General features: G+C 39.9%; 15 protein-coding genes. 9 read left to right on the top strand and 6 right to left on the bottom strand.

The window, feature by feature from the left end:
* Window positions 1-281 precede the first annotated feature (281 nt).
* Window positions 282-623, top strand: a complete 342-nt coding sequence (locus P2W71_RS11470) for a hypothetical protein (RefSeq protein WP_276371002.1) — start codon at window positions 282-284, stop codon at window positions 621-623.
* A 133-nt stretch (window positions 624-756) separates the two neighbouring features.
* Here the strand turns inward: P2W71_RS11470 and P2W71_RS11465 are convergent, their stop codons facing one another.
* Window positions 757-1,260 carry a heme-binding domain-containing protein gene (locus P2W71_RS11465; RefSeq protein ID WP_276371001.1) on the bottom strand — a complete coding sequence of 168 codons (504 nt, stop codon included), beginning with the start codon at window positions 1,258-1,260 and terminating at the stop codon, window positions 757-759.
* Between the two features lie 529 nt (window positions 1,261-1,789).
* Between P2W71_RS11465 and P2W71_RS11460 the strand changes: the two genes are divergently transcribed.
* Window positions 1,790-2,005, top strand: coding sequence for a hypothetical protein (locus P2W71_RS11460; RefSeq protein WP_276370999.1), 216 nt, complete (start codon window positions 1,790-1,792; stop codon window positions 2,003-2,005).
* Between the two features lie 50 nt (window positions 2,006-2,055).
* Here P2W71_RS11460 and P2W71_RS11455 read toward each other — a convergent pair whose 3' ends face one another.
* Entirely contained in the window at window positions 2,056-2,733 is a 678-nt protein-coding gene (locus P2W71_RS11455) for a response regulator transcription factor (protein ID WP_276370997.1), read from the bottom strand.
* Window positions 2,734-2,750: 17 nt separating this feature from the next.
* The gene (locus P2W71_RS11450; RefSeq protein WP_276370994.1) at window positions 2,751-3,980 is read right to left on the bottom strand and encodes a HAMP domain-containing sensor histidine kinase; all 1,230 of its coding nucleotides are present in this window, start codon (window positions 3,978-3,980) and stop codon (window positions 2,751-2,753) included.
* A gap of 214 nt (window positions 3,981-4,194) precedes the next feature.
* Here P2W71_RS11450 and P2W71_RS11445 point away from each other — a divergent pair, with 214 nt between their 5' ends.
* Complete coding sequence (locus P2W71_RS11445; RefSeq protein WP_276370992.1) at window positions 4,195-7,254, top strand: DUF2723 domain-containing protein; 3,060 nt, start codon at window positions 4,195-4,197, stop codon at window positions 7,252-7,254.
* 81 nt (window positions 7,255-7,335) lie between these two features.
* On the opposite strand, the gene P2W71_RS11440 is transcribed toward P2W71_RS11445, so the two are convergent.
* Window positions 7,336-7,680: a helix-turn-helix domain-containing protein gene (locus P2W71_RS11440; RefSeq protein WP_276370990.1), complete on the bottom strand. Its 345-nt coding sequence runs from the start codon at window positions 7,678-7,680 to the stop codon at window positions 7,336-7,338.
* A gap of 123 nt (window positions 7,681-7,803) precedes the next feature.
* On the opposite strand from P2W71_RS11440, the gene P2W71_RS11435 reads away from it, so the two are divergent.
* The 5 genes from P2W71_RS11435 to P2W71_RS11415 all read left to right on the top strand — a co-directional run bounded on the left by P2W71_RS11435 (window position 7,804) and on the right by P2W71_RS11415 (window position 12,215).
* Complete coding sequence (locus P2W71_RS11435; protein WP_276370988.1) at window positions 7,804-8,565, top strand: SDR family NAD(P)-dependent oxidoreductase; 762 nt, start codon at window positions 7,804-7,806, stop codon at window positions 8,563-8,565.
* A gap of 334 nt (window positions 8,566-8,899) precedes the next feature.
* Complete coding sequence (locus P2W71_RS11430) at window positions 8,900-10,495, top strand: hypothetical protein (RefSeq protein ID WP_276370986.1); 1,596 nt, start codon at window positions 8,900-8,902, stop codon at window positions 10,493-10,495.
* Window positions 10,496-10,703: 208 nt separating this feature from the next.
* Window positions 10,704-11,267 (top strand): ferritin-like domain-containing protein, encoded by a 564-nt coding sequence (locus tag P2W71_RS11425; RefSeq protein ID WP_276370984.1) that lies wholly within the window; start codon window positions 10,704-10,706, stop codon window positions 11,265-11,267.
* A gap of 69 nt (window positions 11,268-11,336) precedes the next feature.
* Window positions 11,337-11,717, top strand: a complete 381-nt coding sequence (locus P2W71_RS11420) for a hypothetical protein (protein WP_276370982.1) — start codon at window positions 11,337-11,339, stop codon at window positions 11,715-11,717.
* Window positions 11,718-11,837: 120 nt separating this feature from the next.
* The gene (locus tag P2W71_RS11415; protein WP_276370979.1) at window positions 11,838-12,215 is read left to right on the top strand and encodes a hypothetical protein; all 378 of its coding nucleotides are present in this window, start codon (window positions 11,838-11,840) and stop codon (window positions 12,213-12,215) included.
* A gap of 20 nt (window positions 12,216-12,235) precedes the next feature.
* Here the strand turns inward: P2W71_RS11415 and P2W71_RS11410 are convergent, their stop codons facing one another.
* Entirely contained in the window at window positions 12,236-12,661 is a 426-nt protein-coding gene (locus P2W71_RS11410) for a response regulator (protein ID WP_276370977.1), read from the bottom strand.
* Window positions 12,662-12,799: 138 nt separating this feature from the next.
* A complete protein-coding gene (locus P2W71_RS11405; protein WP_276370975.1) occupies window positions 12,800-13,111 on the bottom strand; it encodes a hypothetical protein in 312 nt (103 codons plus the stop codon).
* Between the two features lie 360 nt (window positions 13,112-13,471).
* Between P2W71_RS11405 and P2W71_RS11400 the strand changes: the two genes are divergently transcribed.
* Window positions 13,472-14,770, top strand: a complete 1,299-nt coding sequence (locus P2W71_RS11400) for a hypothetical protein (protein WP_276370973.1) — start codon at window positions 13,472-13,474, stop codon at window positions 14,768-14,770.
* The last annotated feature ends 10 nt before the right edge of the window (window positions 14,771-14,780 follow it).

Here is a 14,780-nt window from a genome sequence, read left to right as displayed (position 1 = left end):
CAAACTTTTATGGATTTATAATTATGGATTTATAATGATTTATTAGAGATGATGAGTCACACGCACGAGCCGCCTAAGAACTCAGTCTTATAATGAAGACCTTTTCCTTGTTGCCCAACGCTTGGGGTGAAGGCAAAATTTTCCCACTGTGGAATTCATTCAGCATATGTTAAAAAGAATTTAATTTAAATCGATTCGGCACGGCCGTCTGTTAAAATGGCACGATCTTTCTATCAGCCGAACAATAAAAAATTTAAATAAACAATAATTAAGATTACAACATGAAAAAGGTATTAATGACACTCTGCGGTGTAGCAATGATGAGCCTCGCTACAATGGCGCAACAGCAGGATACAGTAAAGAATTCTGCAGGACAAAGCAATGACATTAGAACGAATGAAAGCCAGTCATCTCAAGGAGCAACTCAGGATCAGGGCGTGACTCAAGATCAATCAACTCAGTCTTCACAGGACCAATCCACTCAAACCGGACAAACAAGCCAGGGCGCTGCCGGTCATACTGGAAGTGAAGCCACTCCACAGGATCAATCAACCCAGTCTGGTCAATCAGGACAAGATCAGACAGATAAAAACAGAAAAAAGACAAAGAAAGACAAACCATAGTCGGGTTTGATTTTCATGATAAAGGCCTCTGAGCATTCAGAGCCTTTCTTCATGTAAAGTATTTTAACAGAAAAAAAGTTTTCCCGTCTATGTCCAAGGCAAATACCCAACGGACCACTTGTTGCTTAGTCCATTATCTTTTCTTACGAACTAAACTATCCGCAGGATATTGTTGCTTCATGGCATTCATTTGCTCTTCAGCCCAATGGATAAGAAGATCTTTTTCCTCTTGTGAAAGCTTCGCCTCCGGATGCATGCCCACCCAGGTGTACGACGGCAAAGGCATCTCTCCCTCTTTGACGGTCTCTACTACTTCTTCGAACTTGTGAAATTGAATAGCCAATGGACGACTCGTAAAAGTCGAAAAGTTCAGTTCACCTTTACCTTCCTCCACGTGATCATTCATCCACCATGCAATAGGTTGAACTTGAGAATACCAGGGATATCTTGTGTTATTGCTATGACAATCAGTACAAGCTTTCTCGAGGACACCTTTTACAGGATCCGTTATTGAATACTTAGTGCTGATGTCTGTCGGACTAGGCTCGGATGAAACATTTTTTTCCGGACGAATAAACTGAATGATTACAATTATTGCTATAATAATCAGGAGGACTTTCGATTTCCAGGATCGCATGCGTGATAGTTTGTTAAGGTTTGTAATTAACGTTCAATATAACGTAAAAAATTCTTACGCAACAGCCGCTAAAGCAAGACAGTATTAGAAAGGATTTGTCGGTTCAATTTGTCATCCCTGCATTACATTTCGCATATAAATGTCTCTCGTCATATATTTATGGGAGCAATAACAGGGCTTACTTAATGCCTTTGTGACATCCTTCTCCAGGGTGTGTTGACATTTCTTCTCAATCCCAACAACAGTTGTCAGATAGTCCATTTTAGGAATGTAAAATACTGATACCCATCCTCACTTATTTTTTTCAATAATTTCATTTAGTTCGCTTCATTGGAGACCAATTCATTTAAAATTCTTAAGAAAAAAAATCATCAGCGCCTCCCACTGACCCTCCAATATTCTCTTCGAATTATCATTAAAAATAAGCCTGAACGTGATAAATTAAGGCATCCTTTTAGTACTACTTTTTGCAGCCGGTCTTCGCAGATCAGGCAGTTACTTAAGACGCCCATGATTAAAAATAATTCCTATGGCACACATTGATCAAAACATCATCATAAACTTTCTTTGTACGCACAAACTAGACAGTACCAAAGTGGATTTTGATCCTCAGCTAATGGAAAAGGATCTGATATTTTATCCTGTTAACCATCGAAGATTCCCCAAGCACATTGCTGGTGTAAATGACGATCGGTATTTGGAGCGGATGAACTTTTTGTTTTCTCCCGTCAGGGAAAAAAATTAGTTAAGATTATATCCATTCTTAAACATAGGATTGTTCAACGCAAGTAAGTTCTATCTAACCACCTTCATCACATATCCTATTCCCCGTATATTTTCGATCTTAAGTGCGTGATCGGTAGCCAGGTATTTTCGTAGTCTTGAAATAAAAACATCCATACTTCTTGCTACAAAGAATCCTTCATCTTCCCATATTGCTTTAAGAAAAACCTCTCGTTCTATCAACTTGTCAGAATGCCTGAAAAACATTTGCAGCAGTTTACACTCCTTATACGTCAAACGTGTAGACATACCGTTAGCATTCAATAAAAGATTGTGAATATCCAGTGAGGAGTTTGCAAGTTGCAGGACTGCGCTTTGATGAACTGAAGCGGTTGTTTTAAAGGATCTTTTTAAAACGGCCCCAATGCGATATTTGAATTCTTCAATACTAAAAGGTTTACTCACAAAATCATCGGCGCCCAGTTGAAAACCGCGTATACGATCGTCGATTTGACTTTTTGCTGTTAGGAAAACGATCGGCACGGCTGGATTATATTTTCTGATTTCGATCGCAAGCTCAAACCCACTTTTGACTGGTAGCATAATATCAAGGATGCAAAGATTAAATTCATGATGATGAAATGCCGTAAGTGCTTTTTCACCATCGGCACATAAACTCACCTTCCAGTTAGACGCTTCCAGGGCATCCTTTATGAGAAAGCCAAGACTCTCGTCATCTTCAACCAGCATTATTTGGGCAGTTTCATTCATATCTTCGGAAAAATAATTCTTACCTCTGTTCCTTTATTTAACTCACTAAAAAGGCTGATTTGTCCACGGTGCGAACGTATTATGCTTTTCACAAAGCTTAAGCCCAGGCCGAATCCTTTGACGCTGTGAACGTCGCCCGATGGTACTCTGTAAAACTTTTCAAAAACCTTTGACTTCATAGACTTTGAAATACCAATGCCGTGGTCGGTAACCATGATCTCGATGCCGCCTTCACAATCTCTTGTTTGAACCGAGATATGCGGCTTACTTAAGGAGTATTTCTCGGCATTATCGATAACGTTGTTGATCGCTTGGGCAAGTAAGTCTCGATCCCCTAAGATCAGCCCCTTGGATGCGTTGAAATTTAAAGTCAAGTTGCCATTCCGCTCCTGGATCTTAAGTTGAAACGAATCGGCACAATCGGAGATGAGCTGATGTACATCAACAACTTCTAACATGCGATGCTTCAAATGATCAGAAGCAGATCCTAACAAAACCTGATCAATTTTCTGTCGAAGCTTTTCATTTTCCTTAAGTACAATATCAAGATATACTTTTATATCCTCCCTGGCCGCTGTCTTGTCCCTAAGGATTTCCCCTGCAATTCCAATGTTAGTGACGGGTGTCTTGAATTCGTGAGTCATGTTGTTAACAAAATCATTTTTCAGCTCCGAAAATTTCTTTTCTCGGAGCAGAGAATGAATAGCATAAGCAAAAAAGCCCACCATCAACAAAAGGATGAAGGTGGAAAAAATCCAGATATCAAGCTTCGCCGTGATGTAGCTTCTTTTCGTCGGGAAATAAACAGCAAAGTTTTTTTTGGCCCCTACAACGTGCAGGTTAGAGTTTATATCGCTTTCCTTGGCTACTGTAGCTGATACATAGTTGCCATACACTAACGTATCATCCTCAGCATTATAAACGCCCAACTCATAATCCACCTCCAGATTTCGTTGTGAAAATTCGCGTGCCAGCAAGCTATCAACGTGATGATCATTCATTGCGTGGTTGGTTTGCACAAAAAAGAAATTAGAAGATACTTTCTCCACTTTAGAATATCTTGAAACAGAATCAGCTACTTTTTTCAAGGCCACCTGGACACTGTGATCAAATTGTTTCTCGGTCACATCAAAGGCCTTTTTGAACCAATACACTTGCAAAACCAAAAGACACATGAGAATGAGTGTTCCCAAAAGGATGACCGACTGTAAACGTTTATTCTTCATTCCATTAAGTTAAAGCTTTTAGCGAATTGCAGATGCTGCGTCCGCATTTTTTAACACTGCATTAACACTTCTTTACACTGTTTAACGCTTATCGTGACCAATTGAAAGTATCATTGCCAACCCTTGGAAGTTTATTTACTGTATAAACTTATCCCGTAGCTAATTCGATTCACGCATGTTCACTAAAAAAGATTATAAACTGTTTCTTATTTCCATGCTATTAATATCAGTAGGATATTTATGCATGGCGGTTGACCCAATGGCAAATGGCTTTGGTATACTAACACTGGGAATCGCGCCTCCCTTGCTTCTGCTTGGATTCTTTCTACCGATCGTGGGAATCATTGGGATCCAACAGGTGGCTCAATATTTTGCCATAGGAAGCCTAAAAAAAATCAACCGGTGGAAGGTTGCATTTGGACTGACAGCCTTTCTAATTTCGTTCATGGTCTACCTGATGACGCTGGAACCTACAGCAAGTCTTTGGGATTGCTCAGAGTTCATTGCCTCCGCATACAAGCTCGAAGTACCGCATACACCAGGGACGCCTTTGTCATTGCTTTTCGGGCGAATCTTTACAATAATTTCCTTCGGTGAGTCATCTAAAGTAGCATGGAGCATCAATGTGATGAGCGCCTTCTTTTCTGCGCTATCTGTGTTGTTGGTCTACAATATTATTTATTATGTCGGAGAACGGGCGACGCAGCCAATTAAAAACAAAAATTCGTTTTTGATCATTGCTGCATTGTCCGGAAGTCTATGTCTTGCTTTCTCAGACACATTTTGGTTCTCGGCAGTGGAAGCTGAAACCTACGGAATCGCTTGCTTTTTTCTGCTGCTCATTGTTTCGCTTATTATCAAAGCCAAAGGTCTTAAAGACTCATCGCGCAAGCGTCAGCTAGTCCTGATCTTTTACATCAGCGGGTTATCTTATTGTATTCACCCTATGTGCCTGCTCGCGCTGGCCATGTTGCCTTTTGAGTGGGTTATTCAATATGGCAAATTAACATTCGCAAGATTATGCTCTTCCTTCTTAGGTGGGCTCGTCATTGTGCTGGCCATTAACCGACTGGTAGCCGTTGGGTTGTTTGAATTGGCATTCTCCTTTGATTTATTCTTTGTCAACAAGGTCCATTTACCCTTTTATTCCGGCGCCATTTCTTTATCGGTGCTGCTTGCGATCACATTTGCCTTTTTGGTAAAAAAATACCCTCGTTACTCCTCTTACACCTGGGCTGTAATCTTCTTAGTTCTCGGTTTTACCCCCTACATGATGCTTTTTATTCGTTCCAATCATAACCCTCCGATCGATGAAACAAATCCTGAAAATCTAGCCATGATCAAAGCATACATGAACCGGGAATCATACGGTTCACGGCCATTACTCTTTGGTCCTTACTTCGATGCCGAAATCGACGCTGTCGCCTACAACAAGGAAATGTATTTCAAAAATGAAACACGCTATGACGTTGGTGGCATCCTACCCACTTATCAATATGAAAAAAACCGGAACACCATTTTGCCAAGAATATATAGTAACGATCAAGACCATATTCGTTCTTATCGGCTATGGACAGGTTTGGAGGACCACAAAAAACCAGGGTTTATCCACAACTTAAAATTTATGTTTTCCTATCAACTGGGTCATATGTACTTACGCTACTTCATGTGGAATTTTTCCGGACGAGAAAGTGATCGTCAAAATAGCAGATGGTTGACACCCTGGGACAGTTTCTTGTCTTCCGACCGATATAATAAAGCTCATAACCAATACTGGATGCTGCCCCTAGCCCTGGGGATATTCGGGATCTTTTATCAATACCGGAAAAATTGTAAAGATTTCTTTTCCATTTCTACATTTTTTCTGGTGACCGGACTTGTCCTTGCCCTATATCTTAACTCAACTCCAAACGAACCAAGAGAACGCGATTACATTTATATAGGATCCTATATCGCCTGGTGCATCTGGGTTGGTATGGGTACAGTAGCACTATACAACATTGGATCAACGGTACGGATAGTGAGTTACTTGATAGCCTTCATTTGTTTGGGTATCCCGGTCTGGATGTTATATCAGAACTATGACGACCATAATCGTTCTGGCAGAACATTTCAAATTGATAACGCCCGGAATACGTTGAGCAGTTGTGCTGCCAATTCAATTTTATTTACCGGGGGTGATAATGATACATTTCCGCTCTGGTATATTCAAGAAGTAGAAAAATTCAGGACAGATGTAAGAGTAGTGGTGTTAAGTTATTTTAATACCGATTGGTATATTAACCAACTTAGGAAGGGTTACTATGATTCAAAGCCATTCAAGTTAACACTGAATCACAAGAACTATCGGCAATACGGCCCCAACGACGTGTTGTATGTTCAGGAAACAATAAAAGGAGGAATCGATCTCAAAAAATTTCTTCAATTGTTAAAAGAAGAATATGCAGGGCTGACAATGCATACATCGACTGGTGATAGCTATAACATCGTTCCATCCAAAACACTGAAAGTGACGATAGAGGAGAAAAGTGTGGCAAAGGAAAAATTGCAAGCAACATCCATTTCTGCCGATAACATTTCCAGGGAAATAACACTTCCGATAAAACGAAAACATCTGCCAAAAAATGCCCTTGCTTTTCTCGACATCCTGGCAAGCAACAATTGGGAAAGGCCCATGTATTTCAATTTTACGTCACTGAACACAATAGACCTTGATTTAAGCGCTTATGTTGTCCAGGAAGGAAGTCTTTATAGGCTAACACCAATTAAAAACAATGAGAACAACATTCGGGTTGACACAGAAACCTCTCGCATTAACCTGTTAGAAAAAGCCGATTATAGAAATTTATCCGTTGACGAAATATATTTCAACTATGAGGATTATCACGCAAGAACGATCTCTCCTTTGAGAGAGTCGTTCAATATATTGGCTGTTGCATACGTGAACGAGGCAAATTTAGCTAAAGCAGAGGAAGTTTTATTGTTTGCAATGGCGCATTTATACGCTAACCATCTCAGGCCTTCCTTCAGCAATCTCCAGGCCGCTGAAATTTTTCTTTCGTTAAATAAGAAAGACTTGGCTCAAGCTTTATGCGTCTCCTTATTTGATTTTCATTTTGAGCAACTGCAAGCTAATCTGAAAGCTGATGAAGAGGCAGACAGACTTGACCTTTACCTCGCAAACCAATCCGCAGAATTGCTATCTCGAATTGGTGATGAACAATATTTAAATAAAATGAATGCATTGGCTGTGGGATTAAAAATTGATCGATAACCTCTCTTCTCCCTGCCAAAATCGTGGCCGTGTCTATGCACGGATTGACCCTATCCCGCTACGATCCCCTTAAAAAAATTACTATTGTTGCGTGACCTCCATTTTTCCGGTGCCTTTTCTGAATTTTTCTGACCACCTCATCATTTCCTCCAGTACCGGCTTTAGCGTTAAACCTTCTTGGGTTAGACTGTATTCTACAGTAATCGGAACGGTGTTGAATGTCGCACGATTTATTACACCAATCTCCTCCAGGTCCCTAAGTTCTTTACTTAACATTCTGGCAGAGATCCCTAGAATTTCCCGTTCTAGTTCTTTGAAGCGTTTCTTATCGTAATATAGAATCGACAAAATGTGAATTTTCCATTTCCCTCCCAACACATCCAGTACAAATCGCAGGGAGTTCAAATTTTTTTGACAATTGTTCATACTAATTTATTTCATAATGAATTGAATATCTTGAACGTTACTTTTTGTTTACCAATGCACTTTCAGGTAACTACTTTCGAATGTATTCTTATAAAACTACATTCGAAATCTTAAAAAAGAAACATGTTACACGGCAATACCATATTAATCACGGGTGGTGGATCAGGAATTGGAGAAGCTCTTGCTATTAATTTATCCAAAGAAAACAAGGTTGTGATTTGTGGTAGAAACGAAGACAAGCTGAAACGCGTATCCGCAAAGAGTGACAATATTGATTATGAAGTATCAGATCTATCAAACCCTGAGTCAATCGTAAAACTATTTGCCACCCTAAAAACTAAACACATTCTTCTCGATGTGCTGATCAACAATGCTGGTGTAGTTGAAATATGGAATTTAAGCAAACAACAGCTGACACCTTACGAAATATTTGAAAAAATAAGCACCAACCTGTCAGGAGCCATCGCACTGACACAGGAATTCATTCATCAGGCAGATCACGCTAAAGAGAATTTAATTATTAACAATACGTCCGAAATTGTGATAATGCCAGTACCTATTTTACCGCTGTATTCCGCCTCTAAGACAGGACTGAGCGTTTTTACAAAATGTCTAAGAATTCAATTAAAAAAAACCAAATTTAAAGTCATAGAAATCCTCCCGCCCGCCGTGGACACCGATATGCCAAAACAAATAAATAATCCAGGGGCACTTGTCAATACTGATGCATTTGCATCGGACGTTATAAAAAATATCCGACGAGGTGGCACAGAATATGCGCCGGGAGCAAACATTGTTTTATTGAAATTGTTTAAAAGTCTCTTCCCCAGCGCCGTAATAATTTTGATGGACCGGCTAAGCAAAAAACTATTGACGAACAGTTAAGAGGCATTTGGAATAGTCGGTTAATAACGCCTCGCCTACTAGTACTGGGAATATTCCCCATGTCCGGTCTGCACATTTAGCATATTTATGTATAAACGCTGTCCTCTGCGTAAATAAAGGAGATGTTAATCTAATAAACAGCGTGCGCGTCCCCTTAAATAAATGCCGAATTAGATGTTTAATCATGGAGGTTCGTGTAGGCTGGCTAAAAATATTCATTGCCTCCTAAAAGGTATTTATGGTTTTTCGGTCATTGTTGACTAACTTAAACCGAGTTATCTTGTTCGTTATCAAAAAGCCTTCAAGTGATAACTACTACCTTATTTAAATCCTGATGAGAAAATTAAAAATCGGCGTGATCGATCTGGTGAGCAAAGCTCCAACAAATACCCTATGGGCAAGATTTATGCATGCCAATTTAGCCAGTATTATGCCGCAGGTAGTGGCTACGTGGTGCGAGCAGGAAGGACATAGTGTAACGTTCGTTTGTTATACGGGGCTTGAAAACCTGCATGATGAATTACCAAAGGACGTTGATCTGGTTTTTATTTGTTCGTTTACACAAGCAGCATTCCTCGCTTATGCATTGAGTAACTACTTTAGGGCCAGTGGTGCAGTAACGGTCCTTGGAGGCCCGCATGCACGTTGTTATCCCGACGATGCCGTAAAATACTTTGATTATGTGTTGGGTCTCACGCACCACGCTACTATCAAAGAAGTTTTAGCTGATTGTTCACAACATCGGCCGCTAGGCCTTCACCTTTCTGCCAACAAGCAACCGGTAGAATTTCCAAGTTTGAAGGAGCGTTGGAAGTATATCGAACAAACGCATAAAAAAGCATATTTTCTCAAGTTTGTGCCCATGATGGGCAGCGTGGGTTGTCCATACACCTGTTCCTTTTGTATCGATGCAACGGAACCCTACCAGCAAATTAGTTTTGATATTATAAAAGAGGATCTGAAGTTCTTGCTTACGAAATATGAAAAACCGATGGTGGCATGGCAAGATCCGAACTGGGGAATACGCTTCAAAGAAAACATGGATGCTATCGCCTCGGTAGCCCCTCCAGACCGTTTTCGTTTTCTGGCCGAAAGCAGTTTATCCATACTCACGGAGGACCATTTAAAAATCATGCAGCAACATAATTTTATAGCGTTGTTGCCAGGGATAGAATCGTGGTACGATATGGGAAACAAGTCGATGGCCGCACAGCTGGGAGCAGAAGAAAAGATGAACAAAGTCTCCGAACAGGTTAACATGATTCTCCGCCATGTCCCTTATATACAAACCAATTTTGTTTTGGGTCTTGACTGTGATTCCGGAGCAGAGCCCTTCGAATTAACCAAACGTTTTGTCGATAAGTCACCAGGGGCATTTCCTGGTTATTCTCTGCTCACATCATTTGGTGAAGCAGCACCCATTAATCTGGAATATCAAAGGGAAGGCAGGGTACTTCCTTTTCCATTCCATTTTTTGAATAATCATCTTGCTATGAACCTGAAGCCAAAGAACTATGAGTGGGTGGATTTTTATGATAAGGTCATTGATTTAACAGAATACACTTTTTCCAAAAAGGCGATATACAATAGGTTCAAGTCGTCCACGCACTTTACAACGAAGGTCATGAACGTCATGCGCGCGATTTCTTCGGAAGGGTACGGACGTATTCGTTTTTATAAACTTGTAAAAGAAAAATTAATCAAGGATAAATCGTTCAGACAATACTTTGAAGGAGAAACGACGGAGCTACCCACGTTTTACCATCGTATAATAGAAAGGGATTTAGGAAAATGGATGCAATGGTTGCCCGAAGGCGCCCTGCAACACGATACAAGTGCTTACCTGAAAAAAAGATCCCAGGATTCAAAGACGAAAGCAAAAGCAGGTAAATGGACTGATTCACTTTCCCCGGTTATTCAACCATTGTAACCTCGTAATCTGAATGGGTGATTGAACGGCGTCTAATGAAACGCGGGCGAGCCAGTACCTTCGATTCTGTACGGGAATAAGTTCCACACATCCCATATTAACAAGGCATCTTATCCCATAATTAAAAAGGGATGTCCCGTTTTAATACTTTCCTTCCATATTATTCGATGGCACCCTTGTTGTCCTTTTGCAGGAAACAAACATCATTATGGCTAAGACCTCCACAACAAGAACAAAAAATCAAACAGGCGCTCCCCAAATGGATGACACCACAAAGTCAGCTTTGCAGGAATTATTTACAGATGAAATAAAAGACATCTATTGGGCGGAAAAACATTTGGTAAAAGCACTACCTAAAATGAAAAAAGCAGCTTCTTCAGAAGAACTTAAACAGGCAATTGAAACGCATCTGGAAGAAACACAAGGTCATGTCACACGATTAGAAGAAGTGTTCACCTTACTCGATGAAAAAGTTGAAGCTAAGAAATGTGATGCCATGGAAGGTCTCGTCAAGGAAGGCGAAGCCATTGTAGAAGATACTGAAGATGGTTCCGCTACCCGTGACGTTGGAATTATTTTAGCCTCACAAAAAATTGAGCATTACGAAATAGCGACATACGGCGGATTAACACAATTAGCAAAAACACTTGGACTGGATGACGTCGCCGATCTGTTAGGTGAAACACTTTCGGAGGAAAAAAAGACTGATGAGCTGTTGACCGAAATTGCAGAGAATAATATTAATTATGAAGCAAGTGAGGAAAAAGCCTAACGTTAACTTCGTTTTCAATCTTTAAACATTTTAAAAAATTTTAACTATCCTTTTAACTAAGGAACAAATATGAAACTATCGAAAATAATTTTACCATTAGCAATCGGTGCCTTATCCTTCTTTGCATTCGAATCTTCAGCGCAAGATCAATCACAAACAACGAGACAGGAAAACAGTAGCATGGACAGTATGAAGACAGTGTATGAGCGCGACCAAGCTAAAACGCAACGGCAACAAGAAAGCGATCGTATGACAGACGCAAAAAACGAACGCAGCGAAACAAAGGCAAAAGCGAAAGAAGCTCAGCGCATCGAAAACGATGCTGACGATGCCGCCAAACAATCTAAAGATGCATTGAAAGCTGAAAAGAAAGCACAGAAAAGCCGGAGAAAAGCCGACAAACAAGCTGAAACCGCCGAAGATGCTCGGCAAAAGTCAGATAGAAATTAACCTGTGAGTTATTTATAGGCAAAACCTGTAGGGATAAAGATTATGTCTTTGTCCCTATTTATTTGCAACACGTCGGAAGCAACATATAAAAGTATTAGCGTACCAGTTAAACCTCAAAGCATGATACGAGTTCTAATTATTGACGATGACGAAGATGATGTGATTATATTAGTTGAAGCTATTAACCATTTGTGGCCAAACGCCAGCTGCGAGTCCTCAACCATCGCCTTATGGAGAAGTTTGATTAACCATCTTCCACCCACGTTAATCTTTGTCGACGCTTTTTCCTCCTTAGGCAAAGATTGCCTGGCAGATTTGATAACTATAAGTAACAGGGATTGCACAACGGTGCTGGTATACAGCGACGACTCCAGAACATCGGCGCTAGAGGAATTCAAAATGATGGGAGCCTTCGATATAGTGTTGAAGACCGGTGATTATGACGAATTAAAAAAATCGCTCAGCAGGCTAAATGATATCGTTTTAAAGTCGGCTTAGCACAAATACATCAGTACACGTTACTTGACGTAATTTGGTGATATACATTCCTGCCAATATTCAACTATCGTTTTTACGGTACTTCTAAGCTTTTCGAAATTTGAGGGTTTGATAAAAAAACCCTGAATCGATTTAGAGTATGCGTCAATTACATGTTTTTGTTCAGCACTCGTAGTAAAAAACAAGTAAGGAATTGATTTCAATCTAAGATCCTCGTTGTTGTGAACTTTTTCTCTCAGTTCAACGCCATTCAATTTAGGCATGTTGATATCAGAGAAGATAATAAAAGGTTCAATTGCAGTGTTGATTAAAAATTCAAGGGCTGCTTCTCCATCCCCAAAAAAAATTATCTGGTTAGAATAATTTAGCTCTTTGAATATCTCGGTCAAAATTTCCTGATCATCGCTATCATCTTCAATAATGATTATTGGGCCACGCTTATTCATATTTACGTGAGGGTTAGTTGGTAAGTAATTATTAATTAACAGACAGAGGGTAATGATTCGCAATGTACTTACTCAGCAAAAAAAATAAGGCAACTTGAAAGTCACCTTATGTTATTTTTAAAGTAAAGGTCCCTGGCGTTAGTTTGAATTTGATTTGTCTCTTGAACGTGCCGCTTTCCTTGACTGAGCATCTGCTTTCTTTCGGGATTTTTGGGCTTTTTTTTCATTCCTGTATGCTTTTCTTGACTCTGTTGCAGCTACATCTGCATCTTGTTCAATCCGCCGTGCCTCTCTTGCCTTTGCTTTAGACTCTCGTCTTTCCGATTTCAAATCTGACAAGGTCTGAGCATCCTCAGTTTTTTGGCTGCTTTCATCCTGGCCAATTGCCCCCGTTGCTGAAAGTAATAAAGCGCCGAAAGCGAAAGCAGAAATAAGTGTTTTGATTTTCATAATGATTGTCGGTGCATTGTAGCAACGATGCATTCATAACAATATCTCTCCCATTAACGTTGCAACTTCCCTATAATAAAGATAAACTTTAAGAACTATTTCAAAAGACGCCATAGCGTCTAAAATGTTATAACCATATAGATATACGAACTCATCTTTAATTTGCATTGGTGCTGTCGAGCGGCCTGCTAAGCTATTCCAAAGCAAAACACCTATTTATTTCTTTTCAGGTGAAAAGTTAAGTCATGGACAGGGATGTTGTCAAACTTAAGCATTATTAATAACTTAAGCTTCGAGAGCAGTTGCCTCGTGGACCACCCAGAAGCATGCTTTCCAGGTGCTCCTCTAACCAAAAGTGTTTTGGAAGAAAAGCAAACCATGTTAAATCGTCAGCACCCAGACTTTTGGATGCGGCTTGATAATGCAGCAAAAATATATCCTGCCGTCCAATCTGAAGAACTGACTGCTGTATTCCGCCTTTCGTGTATCCTGAAGGACCGTATTAAGATCATGCCGCTGCTGAAGGCGGTTCAGTTGATTGAAGACCGTTTCCCCTATTATAAAGTGAAACCGAAACGAGGATTTTTCTGGTATTACCTGGAACATCACAATGAAAAAATATCCGTTGTTCCGGATGTCACCACACCCTGCCGGGCTTTTCAAAAGGGTGAATTAATATTCAGAGTGCTTGTGAAAGCTAACAGGGTTAGTGTTGAATTTTCGCACATCCTTACCGACGGATCGGGCGCGTTCGAATTTCTTAAAACGTTGTTAATAACCTATTTTCATTGTTGCAATATTTCAATACCTGAAAAACTTTCTTTTCTTAGTCCACAAGACATACCCTTGCAGGAAGAGTTTGAAGATGCTTATTCCTCTCATTTTCAGAGAAACCTGCCGCTCCCTAAAAATACTCCCAAGTCATTTCACCTGCCCTTTACGCTAAATCCAGTTCCAAGATTTAAAGTAGTTGTTGCCATGATACCGTTAGACGCTGTATCCAAGAGTGCCCGACAAAATGACGTAAGTATTACGGTATTTCTTGTTTCAATTTACCTGATGTCACTACAAAATATTTATAACCGGCTTTCAAAATTTCAGAAACGCAAAAGCAGAAAAATTTTCAGGATACAGGTACCGATTAACCTTAGAAAGATTTTTCCTTCAAAAACAATGCGCAATTTCTCTCTGTTTGTCACTCCTGAAATTGATCTGCGTCTCGGGCAGTATACGCTCGAAGAAACTCTTAAAACGGTTCATCACCTCATGCAACTGGAAACCGATAAAAAACTAATGAATAAAATCATTAGCCGTAACGTTAGTGCAGAAAGAAATCTTCTATTAAAAAATACGCCGTTGTTTATCAAATCACTGATTTTATATTTCACTTACAAGGTAGCCGGAACAAGCCGATACAGCGGTGTAATCACCAACCTGGGCAAAGTAAATTTCAATTCCGGGCTCGACACTCTGATTGATCATTTTGTATTCATTCCGCCCCCGCCTAATAAAACCCTTAAGGTAAATTGTGGTGTATTGGGTTTTGGGAATAAACTAATTTTAAGCTTCGGAAATATCACAAATTCAAAAGAGCTTGAGCGGGAATTTTTCAGTGAACTAATGAAATTAAATATACCGGTAAAAATTATGAATTATTAAAAAGGACCAA

Origin of the sequence: Chryseolinea sp. H1M3-3 (genome assembly GCF_029360725.1) — a bacterium.
Taxonomy (GTDB): domain Bacteria; phylum Bacteroidota; class Bacteroidia; order Cytophagales; family Cyclobacteriaceae; genus Chryseolinea.
Note: the sequence above shows the minus strand (reverse complement) of the source record. Positions and strands in the feature narration are given on the sequence as shown.

What these genes read in the sequence shown, in the direction of transcription:
- P2W71_RS11470 (WP_276371002.1), top strand. Translation starts at nt 282, where the DNA reads ATGAAAAAGGTATTAATGACACTCTGCGGTGTAGCAATGATGAGCCTC.
- P2W71_RS11465 (WP_276371001.1), bottom strand. Translation starts at nt 1,260, where the DNA reads ATGCGATCCTGGAAATCGAAAGTCCTCCTGATTATTATAGCAATAATT.
- P2W71_RS11460 (WP_276370999.1), top strand. Translation starts at nt 1,790, where the DNA reads ATGGCACACATTGATCAAAACATCATCATAAACTTTCTTTGTACGCAC.
- P2W71_RS11455 (WP_276370997.1), bottom strand. Translation starts at nt 2,733, where the DNA reads ATGCTGGTTGAAGATGACGAGAGTCTTGGCTTTCTCATAAAGGATGCC.
- P2W71_RS11450 (WP_276370994.1), bottom strand. Translation starts at nt 3,980, where the DNA reads ATGAAGAATAAACGTTTACAGTCGGTCATCCTTTTGGGAACACTCATT.
- P2W71_RS11445 (WP_276370992.1), top strand. Translation starts at nt 4,195, where the DNA reads ATGCTATTAATATCAGTAGGATATTTATGCATGGCGGTTGACCCAATG.
- P2W71_RS11440 (WP_276370990.1), bottom strand. Translation starts at nt 7,680, where the DNA reads ATGAACAATTGTCAAAAAAATTTGAACTCCCTGCGATTTGTACTGGAT.
- P2W71_RS11435 (WP_276370988.1), top strand. Translation starts at nt 7,804, where the DNA reads ATGTTACACGGCAATACCATATTAATCACGGGTGGTGGATCAGGAATT.
- P2W71_RS11430 (WP_276370986.1), top strand. Translation starts at nt 8,900, where the DNA reads ATGAGAAAATTAAAAATCGGCGTGATCGATCTGGTGAGCAAAGCTCCA.
- P2W71_RS11425 (WP_276370984.1), top strand. Translation starts at nt 10,704, where the DNA reads ATGGCTAAGACCTCCACAACAAGAACAAAAAATCAAACAGGCGCTCCC.
- P2W71_RS11420 (WP_276370982.1), top strand. Translation starts at nt 11,337, where the DNA reads ATGAAACTATCGAAAATAATTTTACCATTAGCAATCGGTGCCTTATCC.
- P2W71_RS11415 (WP_276370979.1), top strand. Translation starts at nt 11,838, where the DNA reads ATGATACGAGTTCTAATTATTGACGATGACGAAGATGATGTGATTATA.
- P2W71_RS11410 (WP_276370977.1), bottom strand. Translation starts at nt 12,661, where the DNA reads ATGAATAAGCGTGGCCCAATAATCATTATTGAAGATGATAGCGATGAT.
- P2W71_RS11405 (WP_276370975.1), bottom strand. Translation starts at nt 13,111, where the DNA reads ATGAAAATCAAAACACTTATTTCTGCTTTCGCTTTCGGCGCTTTATTA.